Annotated in this window: 12 protein-coding genes and 2 tRNA genes; 7 read left to right on the forward strand and 7 right to left on the reverse strand. The window is 58.4% G+C overall.

Going from position 1 to position 16,264, the window contains the following annotated elements:
• Window position 1 precedes the first annotated feature (1 nt).
• Window positions 2-934: an ABC transporter ATP-binding protein gene (locus tag A3EC_RS11665; protein ID WP_018024418.1), complete on the reverse strand. Its 933-nt coding sequence runs from the start codon at window positions 932-934 to the stop codon at window positions 2-4.
• Complete coding sequence (locus tag A3EC_RS0106740; RefSeq protein WP_018024419.1) at window positions 927-1,862, reverse strand: FecCD family ABC transporter permease; 936 nt, start codon at window positions 1,860-1,862, stop codon at window positions 927-929. The genes A3EC_RS11665 and A3EC_RS0106740 overlap by 8 nt, the downstream gene beginning before the upstream one ends.
• A 164-nt stretch (window positions 1,863-2,026) precedes the next feature.
• On the opposite strand from A3EC_RS0106740, the gene A3EC_RS0106745 reads away from it, so the two are divergent.
• Both A3EC_RS0106745 and A3EC_RS0106750 read left to right on the forward strand, forming a co-directional pair.
• Complete coding sequence (locus A3EC_RS0106745; RefSeq protein ID WP_018024420.1) at window positions 2,027-2,650, forward strand: class I SAM-dependent methyltransferase; 624 nt, start codon at window positions 2,027-2,029, stop codon at window positions 2,648-2,650.
• Window positions 2,651-2,800: 150 nt separating this feature from the next.
• Window positions 2,801-3,781: a bile acid:sodium symporter family protein gene (locus tag A3EC_RS0106750; RefSeq protein ID WP_026162270.1), complete on the forward strand. Its 981-nt coding sequence runs from the start codon at window positions 2,801-2,803 to the stop codon at window positions 3,779-3,781.
• 166 nt (window positions 3,782-3,947) lie between these two features.
• On the opposite strand, the gene A3EC_RS0106755 is transcribed toward A3EC_RS0106750, so the two are convergent.
• The 4 genes from A3EC_RS0106755 to thrC form a co-directional block, all read right to left on the reverse strand.
• Window positions 3,948-4,020, reverse strand: a tRNA-His gene (locus A3EC_RS0106755).
• Between the two features lie 89 nt (window positions 4,021-4,109).
• A complete protein-coding gene (gene orn / locus A3EC_RS0106760) occupies window positions 4,110-4,694 on the reverse strand; it encodes an oligoribonuclease (RefSeq protein ID WP_156812898.1) in 585 nt (194 codons plus the stop codon).
• Window positions 4,695-4,768: 74 nt separating this feature from the next.
• Window positions 4,769-5,569, reverse strand: a complete 801-nt coding sequence (gene cmrA / locus A3EC_RS0106765) for a mycolate reductase (RefSeq protein ID WP_018024423.1) — start codon at window positions 5,567-5,569, stop codon at window positions 4,769-4,771.
• Between the two features lie 10 nt (window positions 5,570-5,579).
• Window positions 5,580-7,010, reverse strand: a complete 1,431-nt coding sequence (thrC, locus tag A3EC_RS0106770) for a threonine synthase (protein ID WP_018024424.1) — start codon at window positions 7,008-7,010, stop codon at window positions 5,580-5,582.
• A gap of 195 nt (window positions 7,011-7,205) precedes the next feature.
• Here thrC and A3EC_RS0106775 point away from each other — a divergent pair, with 195 nt between their 5' ends.
• Together A3EC_RS0106775 and A3EC_RS0106780 are read left to right on the forward strand one after the other, a co-directional pair.
• Entirely contained in the window at window positions 7,206-10,442 is a 3,237-nt protein-coding gene (locus A3EC_RS0106775; protein ID WP_018024425.1) for an exonuclease domain-containing protein, read from the forward strand.
• A 37-nt stretch (window positions 10,443-10,479) separates the two neighbouring features.
• Window positions 10,480-11,256: a 3-oxoacyl-ACP reductase gene (locus tag A3EC_RS0106780; RefSeq protein ID WP_018024426.1), complete on the forward strand. Its 777-nt coding sequence runs from the start codon at window positions 10,480-10,482 to the stop codon at window positions 11,254-11,256.
• A gap of 61 nt (window positions 11,257-11,317) precedes the next feature.
• Here the strand turns inward: A3EC_RS0106780 and A3EC_RS0106785 are convergent.
• Window positions 11,318-11,391, reverse strand: a tRNA-Arg gene (locus A3EC_RS0106785).
• A gap of 75 nt (window positions 11,392-11,466) precedes the next feature.
• On the opposite strand from A3EC_RS0106785, the gene A3EC_RS0106790 reads away from it, so the two are divergent.
• The 3 genes from A3EC_RS0106790 to ettA all read left to right on the forward strand — a co-directional run bounded on the left by A3EC_RS0106790 (window position 11,467) and on the right by ettA (window position 16,257).
• A complete protein-coding gene (locus A3EC_RS0106790) occupies window positions 11,467-13,614 on the forward strand; it encodes a bifunctional copper resistance protein CopD/cytochrome c oxidase assembly protein (RefSeq protein ID WP_083879983.1) in 2,148 nt (715 codons plus the stop codon).
• A 228-nt stretch (window positions 13,615-13,842) separates the two neighbouring features.
• Window positions 13,843-14,427 (forward strand): single-stranded DNA-binding protein, encoded by a 585-nt coding sequence (locus A3EC_RS12475; protein ID WP_018024428.1) that lies wholly within the window; start codon window positions 13,843-13,845, stop codon window positions 14,425-14,427.
• A 159-nt stretch (window positions 14,428-14,586) separates the two neighbouring features.
• Entirely contained in the window at window positions 14,587-16,257 is a 1,671-nt protein-coding gene (gene ettA, locus A3EC_RS0106800; RefSeq protein WP_018024429.1) for an energy-dependent translational throttle protein EttA, read from the forward strand.
• Window positions 16,258-16,264: the final 7 nt, after the last annotated feature.

Here is a 16,264-nt window from a genome sequence, read left to right on the forward strand (position 1 = left end):
TTTATGAGGATGGGTCCGTGAGTGAATTGGGGTGGCAATCCTGTCGACCTGTCAGCGGTTGGCGAGTCAGTGCTGTCACTCGAAGCGAGGTGGTCGCCGGATCGATGTCAACCGAACTGGTAATGCCATAGAGCTCGTTCACTACTTGTTCGGTGAGTACGTCCTCGGGCGGTCCTGTCTGCCTCACGACCCCGTGGTGTAGAACCGTCAGTCGGTCACAGAATCGCGCAGCTAGGTTCAGGTCATGCAGAACTACCGCAATACCGTGACCTTCGAGGGCTAGTTCTCGGAGCAGCTGTAAAACCTCTAGCTGGTAACCGAGGTCGAGTGCTGATACCGGTTCGTCGAGAAGCAGCACACGAGATTGTTGCGCCAACTGCTTGGCGACGAACACCAACTGCTTTTGGCCACCGGAAAGTGAGACGATGGCACGCTGCGCTAGGTGTGCGATACCGACGCGCTCGAGTGCAGCATCGACTGCTGACGAGTCCTGCTTAGTTGAGCCAGCACGAAAACGATCAAGGCGTGACTGGTGTGCATAGCGGCCGAGAGCGACGACCGTGCGTACGTCGAGGGCTGCGTCGACGTAGGTGTGCTGGGGGAGAAACGCGAGGCCGCGGGCGCGCTGCTTGGCGGAGAGACTATGCAAGTCAGATCCCAGTAGCGAAATGGTGCCGCTGTGCGGTCGAACTAACCCGGCTAGGGTCTTGAGCAACGTCGATTTGCCGGTGCCGTTAGGCCCAATGATGCCGTGGACTTCGCCGGCGCGAGTTGCAAAATCGACACCATCGAGGACGGTGCTACTGCGGTATCGGAAGGTGAGTCCGTGTGCTTCCAACAGCGGTGGGTGGTCGCCTTGCGAGTGGCCGCCCGACGAGTGGTCGGCCGGGAAAGTATCGGACAATGGTTCGCCGACACGTGGAGAGTTAGGCATTCCGGTTAACTCCTTGACGCAAGATGAGTGCGAGCAATACTGGAGCTCCCAAGAAAGCTGTCACGGTGCCAGTTTGTAGAACAACTGGGCTAAAAAGATTCCTGGCGACGACGTCTGCGAGGATTAAAAACACTGCGCCAAAGCCCATCGAAACTGGAAGCAAGATGCGGTGGTTAGGGCCGATGACTAGTCGGATGAGATGGGGTACCACCAGCCCGACAAAGGAGATCACGCCGGTGACAGCCACACCTGCGGCCGTGACGAGCGCTGCGAGGGCAAGCAGAACCTGGCGCATCCAGGTTGCTCTTACGCCGGTGGTGGAGGCGTGTTCATCTCCAAGTAGGAACAGGTTGAGTTCTGGAATGAGTACCAGCATTCCGATTGTGCCGATGAGAATTGGCGTAACAGCGAGTGAGACATCATCCCAGTTGGCTGCGGTGAGATCACCATTGAGCCAGAACATTGCCTGCTGGGCATCTTCACTGTGCGGTGCGTTCGCGATTGCTGCCGAGATTACGGCGCCGAGGAATGCGTTCAGTGCAATGCCGACGAGTAGGAGTGTGGCGCTGCTGCCGCCCCGAACACCAGCAACACTTTGCACAAAAGTCACTGCGATCAGTGCGCCGAGAAAAGCGCCGAGTGGCAGGATCCAGGGTGCTGTCCCCGCCACACCTGTGATGATAAGCAGCACAGCTACCACTGCGGCGCCAGAGGAGACACCTGTGATTCCCGGTTCAGCCAGGGGGTTGCGAAAGACTGCTTGCATGACAGCACCGGCTACCGCTAGCGACGCACCGACGAGGCCTGCCAGCAGTACTCGAGGTAAGCGAATATTCCACACCAGAGTGGCTGAGGTTTCGGAAGTCCAAAAACCGCCACCGGCTGGGCCAATAGAGATTGCGCTCAGCACAGTCAGAGGAAGAATCACGAGAAAGAGCCCACCAATAAGGACTGCATGCTTGATTCTAGGGGAGGATATCACTTCGATAACATTGCTAAAATTGAAAACAATTGTCAATAACGTGACTATTGAAATGCGTTTACAGGAGTAGGCAAATACCCCGGTAGGTATGACCGGTTATACTGGTTGTCATGTCAACAGCAGAATTTTGGAACGAAAGATTTAACAAGGACGAAATCGAGGGCGGGGTGTTCGCCGGTGGACCGAATCCAATCGTCGAAAAGCTCATTGAACCGCTAGCGCCTGGACGTGCGATTGACCTTGGGTGCGGTCGCGGCCGTCACGTCGTGTGGCTGTCTGCTCAGGGTTGGGAAACCACCGGTCTCGACTTTTCGGAAGTAGGTATCCAGCACACCAAGCAGGCGCTCGATGCCAAGGGGCTCGAGGCCACCTTGATTCAGTCGGACCTGGACGGTTGGACCCCAGAGCCGGAGTCCTTTGAATTGGTGCTCAGCTCGTTCATGCATTTCGCGCCCGAAGTGCGCGCCGCACTGTGGCGAAAAATTGCGGTATCCCTCGCGCCGGGTGGTCACTTGGTGCTCATCGCACACCATCCGGACAATACCGGCCACGGTCCGAAGGACCCGGCAGTGCTTTACGACGCCGATGAGGTGGCATCCGTCTTTACTGCAGTGGGGAAGGACCTCGGCGCGCAGTTTGACGTGAAGGTCGCGCAACGACGAGTTATTAAAGAGACCGCGAATGAAAAAGTGGTCGACGCTGTCGTAATGATTCAACGTCGACCACAGGACTAATTAGCAGCACCTAGTCTTCGGGTGGGCCAGCGCCCCTAGGGTTGAGCACTAGCTGGAAGCCATCGCGCACGCAGAACAAGCGTGTCGGAATGCCCGTGCTCGGATTAGATAGAATTCTTGCGTAAAAACTTCACTGAGAACCGAGAATTCATGTCTACTTCATCAAACACTGCCGTGAGCAAGGAAGACTCCTCCGCGAAACTCGCGGTTACGGTGTTCCCGTTTATCATCCTCGTTGCGTTCGCACTGGGTTTCTGGCTGCCCGAAACCATCAAGCCTTACTCAGGGCAGGTAACTATCGCGCTGGGCATCATCATGTTCGGCATGGGGCTCACGCTGACATTGCCGGACTTCGGCTATGTCGCAAAGCGCCCGCTACCGGTGCTCATCGGCGTGATTGCACAGTTTGTCATCATGCCTGGTCTGGCCATCCTGTTGGTGAAAATCTTCCGTCTATCACCAGAACTCGCAGTCGGTGTGGTGCTCGTCGGTTCTGCGCCAGGCGGTACAAGCTCCAATGTGATCTCCTATCTGGCCAAAGGCGATGTTGCGCTGTCGGTTACCATGACCACAATCTCCACGTTGCTTGCGCCCATTTTTACTCCACTGTTGACGCTGTGGCTGGCGGGGCAGTACCTTCCTGTTTCTGCTTCGGCCATGTCAATCTCTATCGTGAAAATGGTGCTTGTCCCGGTCGTCCTGGGGCTGGCGGTACGAATGCTGCTGCGCAAGAATGTGGACAAGATTCTGCCGGCGCTGCCATGGATTTCCGTCCTCGGCATTGCCTACGTGGTGGCGGCTGTCGTGTCGAAGTCTGCAGACTCGCTGGCACACGCTGGCCTGCTAGTGTTCGCCATCGTTGTGGTGCACAACGCGCTTGGCTATGTCCTCGGTTACTTCTCCGCTAAGTTCTTGAAGCTCGACGAAAGTGCAGCGCGCACTACTTCCGTCGAGGTCGGCATGCAGAACTCCGGACTTGCCGCAACATTGGCAACCACCTACTTCTCCCCACTATCTGCTCTGCCAGCGGCCGTATTCAGTGTGTGGCATAACATTTCCGGCGGCCTGCTGGCATTGCTTTACCGACGCATCGATGCGCGACGGCAGGCTCACTCCGAGTCAATCGGCTAGCAACCTGCCCCCCGGAGCTTGCCGTATGGGGTTGATGCAACCGGGGTTCGCAGTGGCGATGGAACGGCCGCCTGCTGATGGCGGCCTTGTGAGCCAAGGAAATCGGTACTCGGCCCCAGAATAAAAAACGCCCTTGGCCTCACACGGAAGCCAAGGGCGGATTAGGGGTGACTGACGGGGCTCGAACCCGCGACACCCAGGATCACAACCTGGTGCTCTACCAACTGAACTACAGTCACCATCACTACCCGTCTGGGTAGCGAGATACATGTTAACCCACAACACTGTGAGTAACCAAAACGCCTGCCCCCGAAGGGATATCCGCAGGTTACGCGCCTGGAATTGGGAAGCGGTCGGCAGCTTCTTCGGCCGCGGCATCCACTAGTTCAGCCGTGGGACCATCTGCTGGCACGAAGGCACTGCGGCGGTAGTAGTCCAGTTCCCGAATCGATTCGACAATGTCAGCGAGCGCACGGTGCGACATGCCTTTTGGTGGCTGCCCGAAGTACACACGTGGGTACCAGCGGCGCGCCAGCTCCTTAATGGAGGAGACATCAATCATGCGGTAGTGCAGCCAGTTATCGAGTTCCGGCATGTACTTGGCAATGAACGCGCGGTCGGAGGCAATGGAGTTGCCTGCTAGTGGCGCCAACCGTGGCACTTCCACCCACTGTTTAATGTAAGCCAGCACCTGCTGTTCCGCCTCGGCCACGCTGACTTTCGACGCGCGGATTTCAGTGTCCAGCCCCGACTTCCGGTGCATTTTCGTCACCACATCATCCATGCGGGACAGCTCTTCCTCCGTCGCGGAAATGACAATGTCAATGCCCTCTCCGAGGATATTCAGTTCCGCATCGGTGACATGTGCAGCGATTTCCACCAGCACATGCTGCTGCGGATCCAGCCCAGTCATCTCGCAGTCAATCCAGACGATGCGGTCCTGCCGAGCTTTCTGATTCGGTGTAGTTGGGTTCTCCACCACCGGTTTTACGCCATCCCCTCATAGAATTTGCCAATAATCGGCGCCGCCACCCGCCGTGGCACATAGGTCGATGCCAGGTTCATGCCCTTCGACAAAATCCCAGGCACCACCCGCAGCCTGTTCTTCGCTAGGGCGTTTAATGTGTCGCGCGCACATTCATCCGTGCTGGTCCACAAGAAGTCCGGCACGGCTTCATCGACTTCATTTGCGCCATCATCGCGGGCATCTGGACGCACTGGTCCCGGCGCCAACAAGGTGCAGTGCACCCCGGTGCCCTTCAGGTCATAATGCAGCGCTTCGGTGAAGGTGTTCACAAACGCCTTGGTGCCGACATAGGTGGCATTGCCTGGAATAGCGGTGTTTCCGGCCGCGGAGCCAACGTTGCAGATAGCGCCCGACTTACGCGCCAACATCCCCGGTAGCACCACCGCGGTCAGTTCATAGAGCGCAGTGGCATTGAGCTCAAACTGCATCCGTTCGCCAGCTGGGTCCTGGTCTTGGAACTTGCCGAACGTTGCGATGCCCGCCGAGTTGATCAAAATGGATACGTCGGTGCGTTCCAATTCGTCAATAAGCTCCTGGCGGGCGGTGGCATCAGCCAAGTCGCACGGACGCACGTCGATGGTCACCGTTGGGTTTGCAGCTTCCAGCTCCGCTTTCAGTTCATTGAGCTTATTGACGGAACGGGCCACAATAATCTGGCTGTGCCCCTCCCGCGCAAGCTGTCGTGCGATAGCTTTTCCGATACCGCTAGATGCTCCGGTCACAACGGCGCGGACATCGGATGAAGGTGGCGGCAATGCCATAAAAAGCTCCTTAGCTCAGGGTTTCGGAGATGAACTGCTTGACGGCGTCGGTGTCATTCGGCATGTCAGTGACGTGGCGTGGGCCATCGAGGATGCCTTCGAAACGCTCCGGAACCTCTGGGTCACGGCCAATGGCTTCCTGGATGGTTTCGCCGAACTTCACCGGCAGCGCTGTTTCCAAGCAGACAATTGGGGTGCCGACCAGTTCGCGGTTATCGCGGGCGGCCTTAATGCCGTCAGCAGTGTGCGGATCGACCACGACACCTAGGCGCTTCCAGCAATCCGCGATGGTGTCTAGGCGGTCCTGGTGGGTGGAGCTGCCGGAGAGGAAACCGTACTTGACGGCAACGTCGTGGAACACGGCGTTGTTGGTCAGGCTGAACCCACCAGTTTTAACGCGGTTACCGAACAGGTCCGCGGTCTTCTCTGCGTCGCGGCCAAGCAGGTCAAAGATGAAGCGCTCAAAGTTGGAAGCGCGGGAAATATCCATCGATGGGGAAGAGGTTGCCAAGGTTTCGTCGGCGGTGCGCACGCGGTAGGTGCCGGTGCGGAAGAACTCATCCAACACGTCGTTTTCGTTGGTGGCCACAATCAGACGGTCAATCGGCACACCCATCTGACGGGCAATGTGGCCGGCACAAATGTCACCAAAGTTGCCGGTTGGTACCGAGAAACTCACACGCTTGGAGTTGTCATCGGTGACATGAATCCAGCAGTTGACGTAGTACACGACCTGCGCCATGAGTCGGGCCCAGTTAATCGAGTTCACGGTGCCAATACGCCACTTATTCTTGAACTCTAGGTCGTTGGATACGTCCTTGACGATGTCCTGGCAGTCGTCGAAAACCCCGTCCAGTGCAATGTTGTGGATGTTTGGGTCATCCAGGCTGTACATCTGGGCCTGCTGGAATGGGGTCATGCGGCCTGCTGGGGTGAGCATGAACACCGAAATACCCTTCCGGCCACGCATCGCGTACTCGGCGGAAGAGCCAGTGTCGCCGGAAGTTGCGCCGAGGATGTTGAGGGTTTCACCGCGGCGGGCGAGCTCGTATTCGAAGAGTTCGCCGAGCAGTTGCATCGCCATGTCTTTGAATGCGGCAGTCGGTCCCATTGACAGGTGACCGATGTACATGCCGTTATCCAGCACGGTGACCGGCACAATGTCTTCGTCCGAGAACTTCGGAGTGGTGTATGCACGAGCACAGATGGCTTTGAGGTCGTCGGAGGGAATGTCGTCGACGAAGAGGGAAATAACTTCGGCGGCCAGTGCGGCGTAACCCTCGTCTTTAAGTACATTGCGCCAACGAGTCAGCGTGGCGTCATCTACCTGTGGGTATTCCTTCGGCAAGTAAAGGCCGCCGTCGGGCGCAAGCCCTCCGAGCAGGATGTCCGAAAACTTTGCGGGCGTAGCCTGCGGATCGCGTGTCGAAATGTACTCCATGCAGCTAACCGTACCTTTTCAGCAGCAGCTGTGGTGAATAACATCACCTATGAAATCTAATCGAGATGAAGCTGCAGGGAGCGCGACCTGCGGATTGGGAGATTAGCGGGAGGGGTACCCAAACTCGTTACCGAGCCAGCGCGCCAGGAGCTGACTTATTCTTCAAAGAGCGAACTACTGGAAGGCGGCCCACCCATGCAGGCGAATTCTTTTGCGGTCATCGATCTGGAAACAACCGGGTTTGGTTATACCGACCGCATCATCGAAATCGGTGTGGTGCTGCTGGACCAGGACGGCAACGAAGAGGGCCGCTGGGAAACGCTCATTCAGCCGCACCGCGATATTCCGAACACCTTCATCCATGGCATCACCGCCACCGACTTGGTGCACGCCCCAACTTTCGCAAGTGTCGCCAAAGACCTAGCGGAAGTGCTCAACGGTCGGACAATGGTCGCCCATGGTGCATCCTTTGAATACCGTTTCCTTAATAATGAGTTCCAACGAGTCGGCCTGAGTTTTCCGGAATATGGCGGCTGGACACTTGACACGGCAATGCTGGCTCCGAAGCTGCTTCCGGGGCGCCCGAAATCGCTGAAGCTGGCGCTTGCGGTCGCGGGGATCGTCAATAAGCAACCGCACCGGGCAATTACTGACGCTGAAGCTACCGCCGAGCTATTGCGCTACCTGCTGCCGAAAATTGACACGCTGCCGGTGAACCGGGGTGCTTTTCAGCTGGATACTGCGCAAGCAGCGGCGATGGATTGGCAGCCAGTAGTGCGTGGGGATGTGTCCGTGGCGACGAACTGGGTGGGCAAGATTGCGCGGAAACTCGGCACCACCGGTGATGGTGCGCTCAATAAGTACCGGGCGGCACTGCAGGCCGCGCTGGCTGACCGGGAGATTACGGACACCGAGCTCGCGCATCTGCAGCAGCAGGCGGAAGAGTTGGAGTTGGGGGAGCAGGACGTTGCCGACATTCACGACGAGTTCATTCGGCAGTTGGCGGTCGAAGCCTGGCTCGATGGTGTCGTCACGGCGGAAGAGAAGGCTGTGTTGGAGGCCGCAGCGCAGCGGCTATGTGTGGACGCGGGCACCGTGGCGGCGTTGCTGGCCGCGCCGGTCAGCGGCACGGCGCCGCAAGAGTTTCAGTTGCGGCCAGGTGACCGGATTGCGCTGACGGGGCAGATGGAATTGCCGCGTGACCAGTGGGAAGCGCGCATTTGTGCGGCGGGGATGTCCGTTGGTGGTGTGTCGAAGCGCTGTGTGCTGCTGGTTGCCGCGAACCCGGACACTCAAAGCGGCAAAGCGAAGTTGGCGCGGCAGTACAACATCCCGGTGATTAATGAGGTGACGTTTGCCCGGCTGCTGGGCGCAGCAGTCGACCAGGCGGACACAGAGGGGTTGGCAAGCGCACGATTCGGCAGCTTCGCAGAAGTCGACGGTTTTGATGACAGCATCTATTACGACGGTGGGGACCAGTCGGCGGTCGGGGAGAACTTCGCGACCCGCTTCCCGTGGCTCGCGCACGTCGATGCCGCGCCGGGGACGGCTGAAGCAGTGGCTGCGGCGTGGATCAGCCAGTTCGCCGGCAAGATGCTAGCTGAATTGTCGCCGACATTGACTGCAACGCAAAAGCCGGAGCTCATTGGTGGGTCGGCGCTCATTTATAGCCGGCTACTGGGCCGTTTCGAACACCCGCTGATGGCGACGGTGCACGACCTGCAGGATATCAACGGGGTGGGTCATAAGCGGCTGCATGACCTAGTGGTTGGTGTGGTGCTGATGGCCTTGGACGCGCAGGAACAGCAGGTTGCGCCGGATGCGGAAGCGGCGCAGGAGAACCAAGCCGGTGCGCAAGAACAAGTATCCGCAGAGGACACTGCCCGCGCCGCAGAAGAAGCTGCCCGCGCCGCGGCGGAGCTCCTTGCGCAGGGGGAGCAATCGTTGCGGGATTCAGCGCTTCCGACGGATGCGGGCAATCAGCTGCTTGCCCAGCTCGGTGACCAGCTTGATGCCATGTTTGCCGCGGGCGACGCACGCTACGGCGATATTTTTGTCGGCCGCTTGGTGCAGGGCAAAACGTTGGATGAGCTCGGTCAGTCTTTGAATGTCACCCGGGAGCGGGTGCGGCAGCTGGAAAAGCAGATGCGTGAGACCATCGCTGAGCAGGTCCCGCTGCAGACGACGGTGGAGGCTGCGCTGGCAGAGCGCTGCTGCCCAATGACCGCAATTATGCAGGTTCGCCGGGATTTTCCGCAGTTGAGCCGAGAAGTAGTTGGGGTCGGCATTACGGTTGGGCAGTTGCTTTCGAGCTTGTCGACGAAATGGGAGCTGTCTGATGAATGGGTTATCGAACCCGACTTGGACCAGCGGATTAAGACTGTTTGCCAAGAACTAGCGGACCCGTATGGCGTGGTGGAAGCTGCGGCGGTCGCAGGTGAGCTGGGAATTTCCGTCGGAGATTTGAAGCAGCGCATCGAAACTGGGCAAGGCTACCGCTACCTCATTATTGATGAGCAGATTTTGACGATGGCGAATTCGCATAACGACCGCGCGGCGGCCGTCCTGTCAATGCACGGGCAGCCCCTGCCAGTCGATGAGTTGGCTGCCCTGACCGGCACGGATCAGACACGCTCGCTCGGCAATGCTCTTGCGCAAGATGTGCGGATGCACAAGGTGACGGCGAAGAAGTGGGCGCTCGCGGACTGGGGACTGGAAGAGTTCGTCACCATCGCTGACTGGATTGGCAAGCAGGTCGATGACGCCGGTGAAGTGCCATTGGCGCAGCTGCTGGCGCAGTGTTCTCGGCTGGAAGTGGCAGAGAACTCCATGCGCGCTTATGCCAGCTCCGGCGAGTTCGTGGTTGAATCCGGCATGGTGACGCGGGGATCTGGGGACGTCATCATCAGTGACCCGATCGAAGAAGCAAAAGCGGTGTACCTCCGGGATGAGCAGTGGCATCTGCTGGTGGAAGTAAACCGGGATCATTTGCGCGGCAGTGGATTCCCAGTGCCGCGGGCTATTGCTGGCATGTACGCAGTGCCGTTCATGGGTGCGGTTACGCTGACCAGTCGGCTGGGCGACCAAGAAGTACGCTTCAACCGAAATCAGCAGGTGAGTACTTCGACAATTCGCCGTTTCCTGCTGGACCTAGATTCCCAGGAAGGCGACCGCGTATGGCTCAAGTTCGGCGATGACCGCACCTTCGATGTCACCCCGGCGACACCATTGAACCCTAACGCGCTGGGCATGGCCTTTGTGCTGAACCAAATGGGTTTGGACGACCGGGAGTATGCCGATGATGCTGCCGCAATGGCAGCGGTGAATGAGGCAATAGGGCTCGACGCAGGAATTGCCCGACGGCGAACGGTCAGCCGGTTGCGCTACCGCTATCAAGACGCACTAGCCGACGCTATCGTCGGATTGCAGTAGCGTCAGCTTGTCGGCAGCCTTTGCTATCGTGGCGAATATGTCAATTGCCGCAACCGCAATCAACGAACAGATCGTGCTTGTCACAGGTGGTGCTAGAGGTCTTGGCAAAGCCGTCACCGAGGCATTCCTCCGAGAAGGCGCGAAAGTTGTCATCAACTACTTCTCCTCGGAAAAAGAGGCGGCGGCGATCGTCGATAAGCACCCCGGCCGGGCCGTGGCCATCCAGGCAGATGTCCGTGACCGCGATCAGATCGATGCCCTGTTCACACAGGCCCGCGACGTATTCGGCGCTCCGGTAACGACAGTTGTTTCCAATGCGCTCATCGACTTCTCCTTCGACGGCGACGCCCGCCCGAAGGCCGACGAAATCACTTATGAGCGTTTCGAGTCACAATTCGCGGGCGCCATCCAAGGCACCCTGAACGTCACCCAAGCGGCACTGCCAGGCTTCGACGAATTCGGTTCCGGACGCGTCATCACCATTGGCACCAACCTTTTCCAGTACCCAGTTGTGCCTTACCACGACTACACCGCTGCGAAAGCCGCGCTGCTTTCCCTGACCCGGACGTTGGCGTCCGACCTCGGCCCCCGCGGTGTCACGGTGAATATGCTGTCCGGCGGGCTGCTGCGCAAGACCGATGCTTCCGCAGCCACTCCTGACGAGGTCTTTGACTACATTGCGCAGGGCACACCGCTGCAGTCAGTGACCACGCCGGAAGAGTTCGCTGATGCAATTCTCTTCTTCGCTTCCCCGTGGGCGCGGTCCATCACTGGTCAAAACTTGGTCGTCGACGGCGGGTTGGTCAAGGACTAACCTTCGACGGCAGCCTTCATGCAGCGCATGGCAGCGTTTAAGCACACAAGGATACAAAAAGCGCCCCCAGCAGGATTCGAACCCGCGACCAATCGGGTAGAAGCCGACTGCTCTAATCCACTGAGCTATGGGGGCAGTAGGTCAGAGTTTAGCGCCAACTGCTAACCCCACGGTTTCCGGGTCGGCATTGTGCGACGTAACCTTGGGATTATGTCCAACACGACAGCTGTACGGTCTTCTTCATCCGATACGTCCGGTCCTGATTCCACTCGACGAGCGAGCAGTGCAGTGCGCGCTGCATGGCCAATTTTTGTTGCGCTGGCGCTGCTCGCGGGCCTAGTCGCGGCAGCCATTAGCCAGCAGTTCCTTGGTGAATCGCTGGCGTTGCTTGGCCTGCCGGACCCCGGTAAAGCCACCACAATCGGTCTGCCGCTGTTCCGCGGCGCCGGTTGGATAGTTCTGTCCCTAGCCTTAGGGTCATTTATGCTGGCGGCTTTTGGCCCGCGCCCGAACGCCGACGGCGATTTGGCCCTTGATGGGCACTTAGCTAGCCGCACCGGTACTTACGCTTTGGTGGCATGGGCGCTGCTGGCGATAGGGCAGATTCCGATGGTGCTATCGGATGTGTCTGGTTCCACCCTGGCAGAAACCCTGAAGCCAGATATGTGGTTCATTGCGCTGGAGCAGATTTCTGAGGCCCGCGCTTGGGCTTGGGTGGCTGGTATTGCGCTATTCGCCGCGTTTTTTGCTGGCATGTCGCACCGCTGGATTTGGCAGCCGGTGTATTTTGCATTGACGTTGCTGTCGATGGTGCCGCTGTTTGCGGTCGGTCACAATGCTGCTGGCGGCGACCACGATATCGGCACGAACTCGCTGATTATCCACCTGGTGCTGATGGCACTGTGGATTGGTGGCCTGATGGCGATGCTGGCGCACGGCATGCGCCGCGGCGCCGATATGGATGTAGTGGTGAACCGCTACAGCTTCGTTGCCCTCATCGCATTTTTCGCGATGGCCGTCTCCGGTGTGGTTAACGCACTGCTGAAGGTGCGTATCGAAGATCTTTTCTCCATGGAATACGGCAATGTGCTGGTGGCTAAGACCGTGCTGCTGATCGTGTTGGGGATTTTCGGTTTCGCCCACCGTCAGCGCACGATTCCGCGGCTGAAGAAGGATCCGTACAACTCGGGTGCGTTCCGCAAGGTCGCCATCGGGGAGCTGGTCATCATGGCGGTGACCGCCGGTTTGGCTGTCACGTTGACGCGTACCCCACCGCCACCACCACGTGACCCGAACCTGTCCGTGATGGATATTGAGCTCGGTTTCCCGCTGTTTGAGCCAGCGAACTGGGCAAACATTTTCCTCATGTGGCGCATCGACATGTTCTTCTCGGTGGCTTCCGCGGTTGCCGCTGCGATTTACCTCTACTGGTACATCAAGCTGATTCGCCGCGGTGGTCAGTGGCCAATCCACCGGGTGCTGTGGTGGGTCGGCGGCTGCTTCATGCTCTTCTTCACCACGTGCTCCGGCCTTGGCATGTACGGCATGGCGATGTTCTCGTGGCACATGTTGGCGCATATGTCGATGTCGATGCTCATTCCGGTGATGTTGGTGCAGGGTGGCGTGATTACGCTGGCGCTGCGTGCGCTGGAGCCGGCCGGCAAGAATGGTGTCCCCGGTATCCGCGAGTGGCTGGTGGCGTTCATTAACAACCCAGTGTCCCGCTTCTTGACGCACCCGATTACTGCCGCGGTGCAGTTCGTGTCTGGGTTCTACTTGCTGTATCTGACCCCGCTGTATGACTTGATGGTTGATGAGCACCTTGGCCACTTGTTCATGAATATCCACTTCCTGATTTCTGGTTACATCTTCTACTGGGTCGCCATTGGTGTGGATGCGGCGCCGCGCCAGGTTCCGCCGTATTTGAAGCTGGTCACGGTGCTGGGTACGCTGCCGTTCCACGCGTGGTTTGGCATTATCCTCATGCAGTCGGCCACCCCAATTGGCCTGGATTTCTACCAGAAGCTGGACCTGCCGTTTTACGTTGATTTGCTGCAGGACCAGAACTGGGGTGGTGCCGTTGCGTGGGGTGCTGGTGAAGTGCCGCTGATCATTGTGGCGCTTGCGCTGTGTGTGCAGTGGCTGAACCAGGATCGCAAGGAGTCCAAGCGGTTTGACCGCCAGGAGGAGCGCAGCGGCGATGCGGAGCTCAACGCCTACAACGAGATGTTGGCGCGGCTGTCCGGCCAGACCACTGACGCTGAACCTGCGGAGCAGGACTATTACAACCAGGAGGTCACCAGCTTCGAGCTGCGACCAACCATCGACCCAAATAAGAGCCGCCACCAGCAGCATTAGGCGAGGCGGTAGCACATCGCCGTAAAAGATTGTGCTTATTGACGGATACACCCCCGGCCAGTTGTGGATAACTGGCCGGGGGTGTTGTCATCCACAGACTTCGGCGACATTCCGGCGGCACATAAACGTCACTATGCAAATGTGTGGGGTGCCTGCCCACGGGGCGGGCGAACAGTAACAGCTGAAGCAGATTTGCTAACGCAGATTGACTGACCCAAAGGAATAGCTATGACTAATGCCACGACCACGATTGTCGGAAATATTGTTAAAACTCCCGAACGCCGAACCACCCGGAATGGTGAATCCATGGCGTCGTTTCGGGTGGCCGCGGACCGGCGGTATAAGGGCGATGATGGGAATTGGTACTCCCGCGACCAGGTGTATATCGGGGTGAACTGCTACGGAACGCTGGCGGACAATGTGCTGTCGAGTCTGTCGCTGGGCACCGCGGTGGTGGTGTCCGGCCGGATTATTACCTCGGAATGGGAAGACAAGAAGCAGAAGAAGCAGTCCGCGATCTTCCTGAAAGCGCATGCGGTGGGGCCTAACTTGGCGCAGCATGGCGTGAAGGTGATGGCGCGGGCGAAACCGATTGCGGAACCTGCAGAGCAGCTGGTGGCGCCAGCACAGGCAGCACAGGCAGCACAGCCAGCCCAGCCAGTACATTCAGCACAGCCGGAGCCAACTGGACACATCGGGCATGTGGACCAGCCGGAGCAGCAGGAGCAGCGGGAACCGCAGTTGGTCGGCGCTGGGGTAGGCGGCGATAGCAGCGGTTCCTTCTATCCGCCGAAGGCCGAGGCGCCGATGTAAGCGGCGATGTTGGCGATAACGTACCCACACATTGAGAAGGCAGGCGGCGTTGATTAACCTTTGGGGGTAATGCAATCAGCGAAGCCTGCGCCTTCTGCGCAATAAAATGCCCGGGTACCCAGGGTGTCTGGTCGGCACAGCTCAATTAGTGAGGTTTTCATGGCGGAGTTCATCTACACGATGAAGAACGTGCGTAAAGCGCACGGCGAAAAGTTAATCCTGGACAACGTCACCATGGCGTTCTACCCAGGCGCGAAGATTGGTGTCGTTGGTCCTAACGGTGCCGGTAAGTCGTCCATCCTGAAGATTATGGCCGGCATTGACCAGCCATCGAACGGTGAAGCCTTCCTCGACCCAGGCGCAACCGTCGGTATCTTGCTGCAGGAACCGCCACTGAATGAGGAAAAGACGGTCCGCGGGAACGTGGAAGAAGGCCTCGGCGAGATCTACGAAAAGCTGCAGCGCTACGAAGCGATCGCTGAAGAAATGGCGACGAACTACACCGACGAGCTCATGGAAGAAATGGGCAAGCTGCAGGAAGACCTCGACGCAGCTGACGCGTGGGAAATTGACTCCAAGATTGAGCAGGCAATGGACGCGCTGCGCTGCCCACCAGCAGATGAGCCAGTGACCCACCTGTCCGGTGGTGAGCGTCGCCGCGTTGCACTGGCGAAGCTGCTGCTGTCTGAACCTGACCTGCTGCTGCTCGACGAGCCTACTAACCACTTGGATGCGGAATCCGTGCTGTGGCTGGAAAAGCACCTGGCGGACTACAAGGGCGCTGTCCTCGCCGTCACTCACGACCGTTACTTCCTGGACCACGTTGCACAGTGGATCTGTGAAGTGGACCGCGGCAAGCTGCACCCATACGAAGGTAACTACTCCACCTACCTGGAGAAGAAGGCTGAACGCCTGGAAGTTGCTGGTAAGAAGGACGCCAAGCTGCAGAAGCGTCTGAAGGACGAGCTGGCATGGGTCCGTTCCGGCGCCAAGGGCCGTCAGGCCAAGAACAAGGCTCGTCTGCAGCGCTACGAAGAGATGGTGGCTGAGGCTGAGAAGTACAAGAAGCTGGACTTTGAAGAAATCCAGATTCCAACCCCACCACGCTTGGGCAATGTGGTTGTTGAGGTCAATGACTTGGAGAAGGGCTTCGATGGCCGCACTCTGATTAAGGACCTGTCGTTCACCCTGCCTCGTAACGGCATTGTCGGTGTGATTGGTCCAAACGGTGTCGGTAAGTCGACCCTGTTCAAGACCATTGTGGGTATCGAGGAACCAGACGCTGGTACCGTCCGCGTTGGTGACACCGTCAAGCTGTCCTACGTGGACCAGAACCGTGAGAACATCGACCCAGAAAAGACCGTGTGGGAAGTTGTGTCCGACGGTTTGGACTACATCGTGGTGGGCCAGAACGAAATGCCATCGCGTGCATACCTGTCTGCCTTCGGTTTCAAGGGTGCCGACCAGCAGAAGCCATCGAAGGTGCTGTCCGGTGGTGAGCGCAACCGATTGAACCTGGCGCTGACCCTGAAGCAGGGCGGCAACTTGATCCTCCTTGACGAACCGACAAACGACTTGGACGTCGAAACCCTCGGTTCCTTGGAAAACGCTCTGGAAAACTTCCCAGGTTGCGCCGTAGTCATTTCGCACGACCGTTGGTTCCTGGACCGCACCTGTACCCACATCTTGGCGTGGGAAGGCAACGTTGCTGAAGGCCAGTGGTTCTGGTTTGAAGGTAACTTTGAAGGGTACGAGAAGAACAAGGTGGAGCGCCTGGGTGCGGAAGCTGCCCGCCCATCGCGTGTGACCCACCGTAAGCTGACTCGCTAGAGTCCCC

This window comes from Corynebacterium ulceribovis DSM 45146 (assembly GCF_000372445.1).
Classification (GTDB): Bacteria; Actinomycetota; Actinomycetes; order Mycobacteriales; family Mycobacteriaceae; genus Corynebacterium; species Corynebacterium ulceribovis.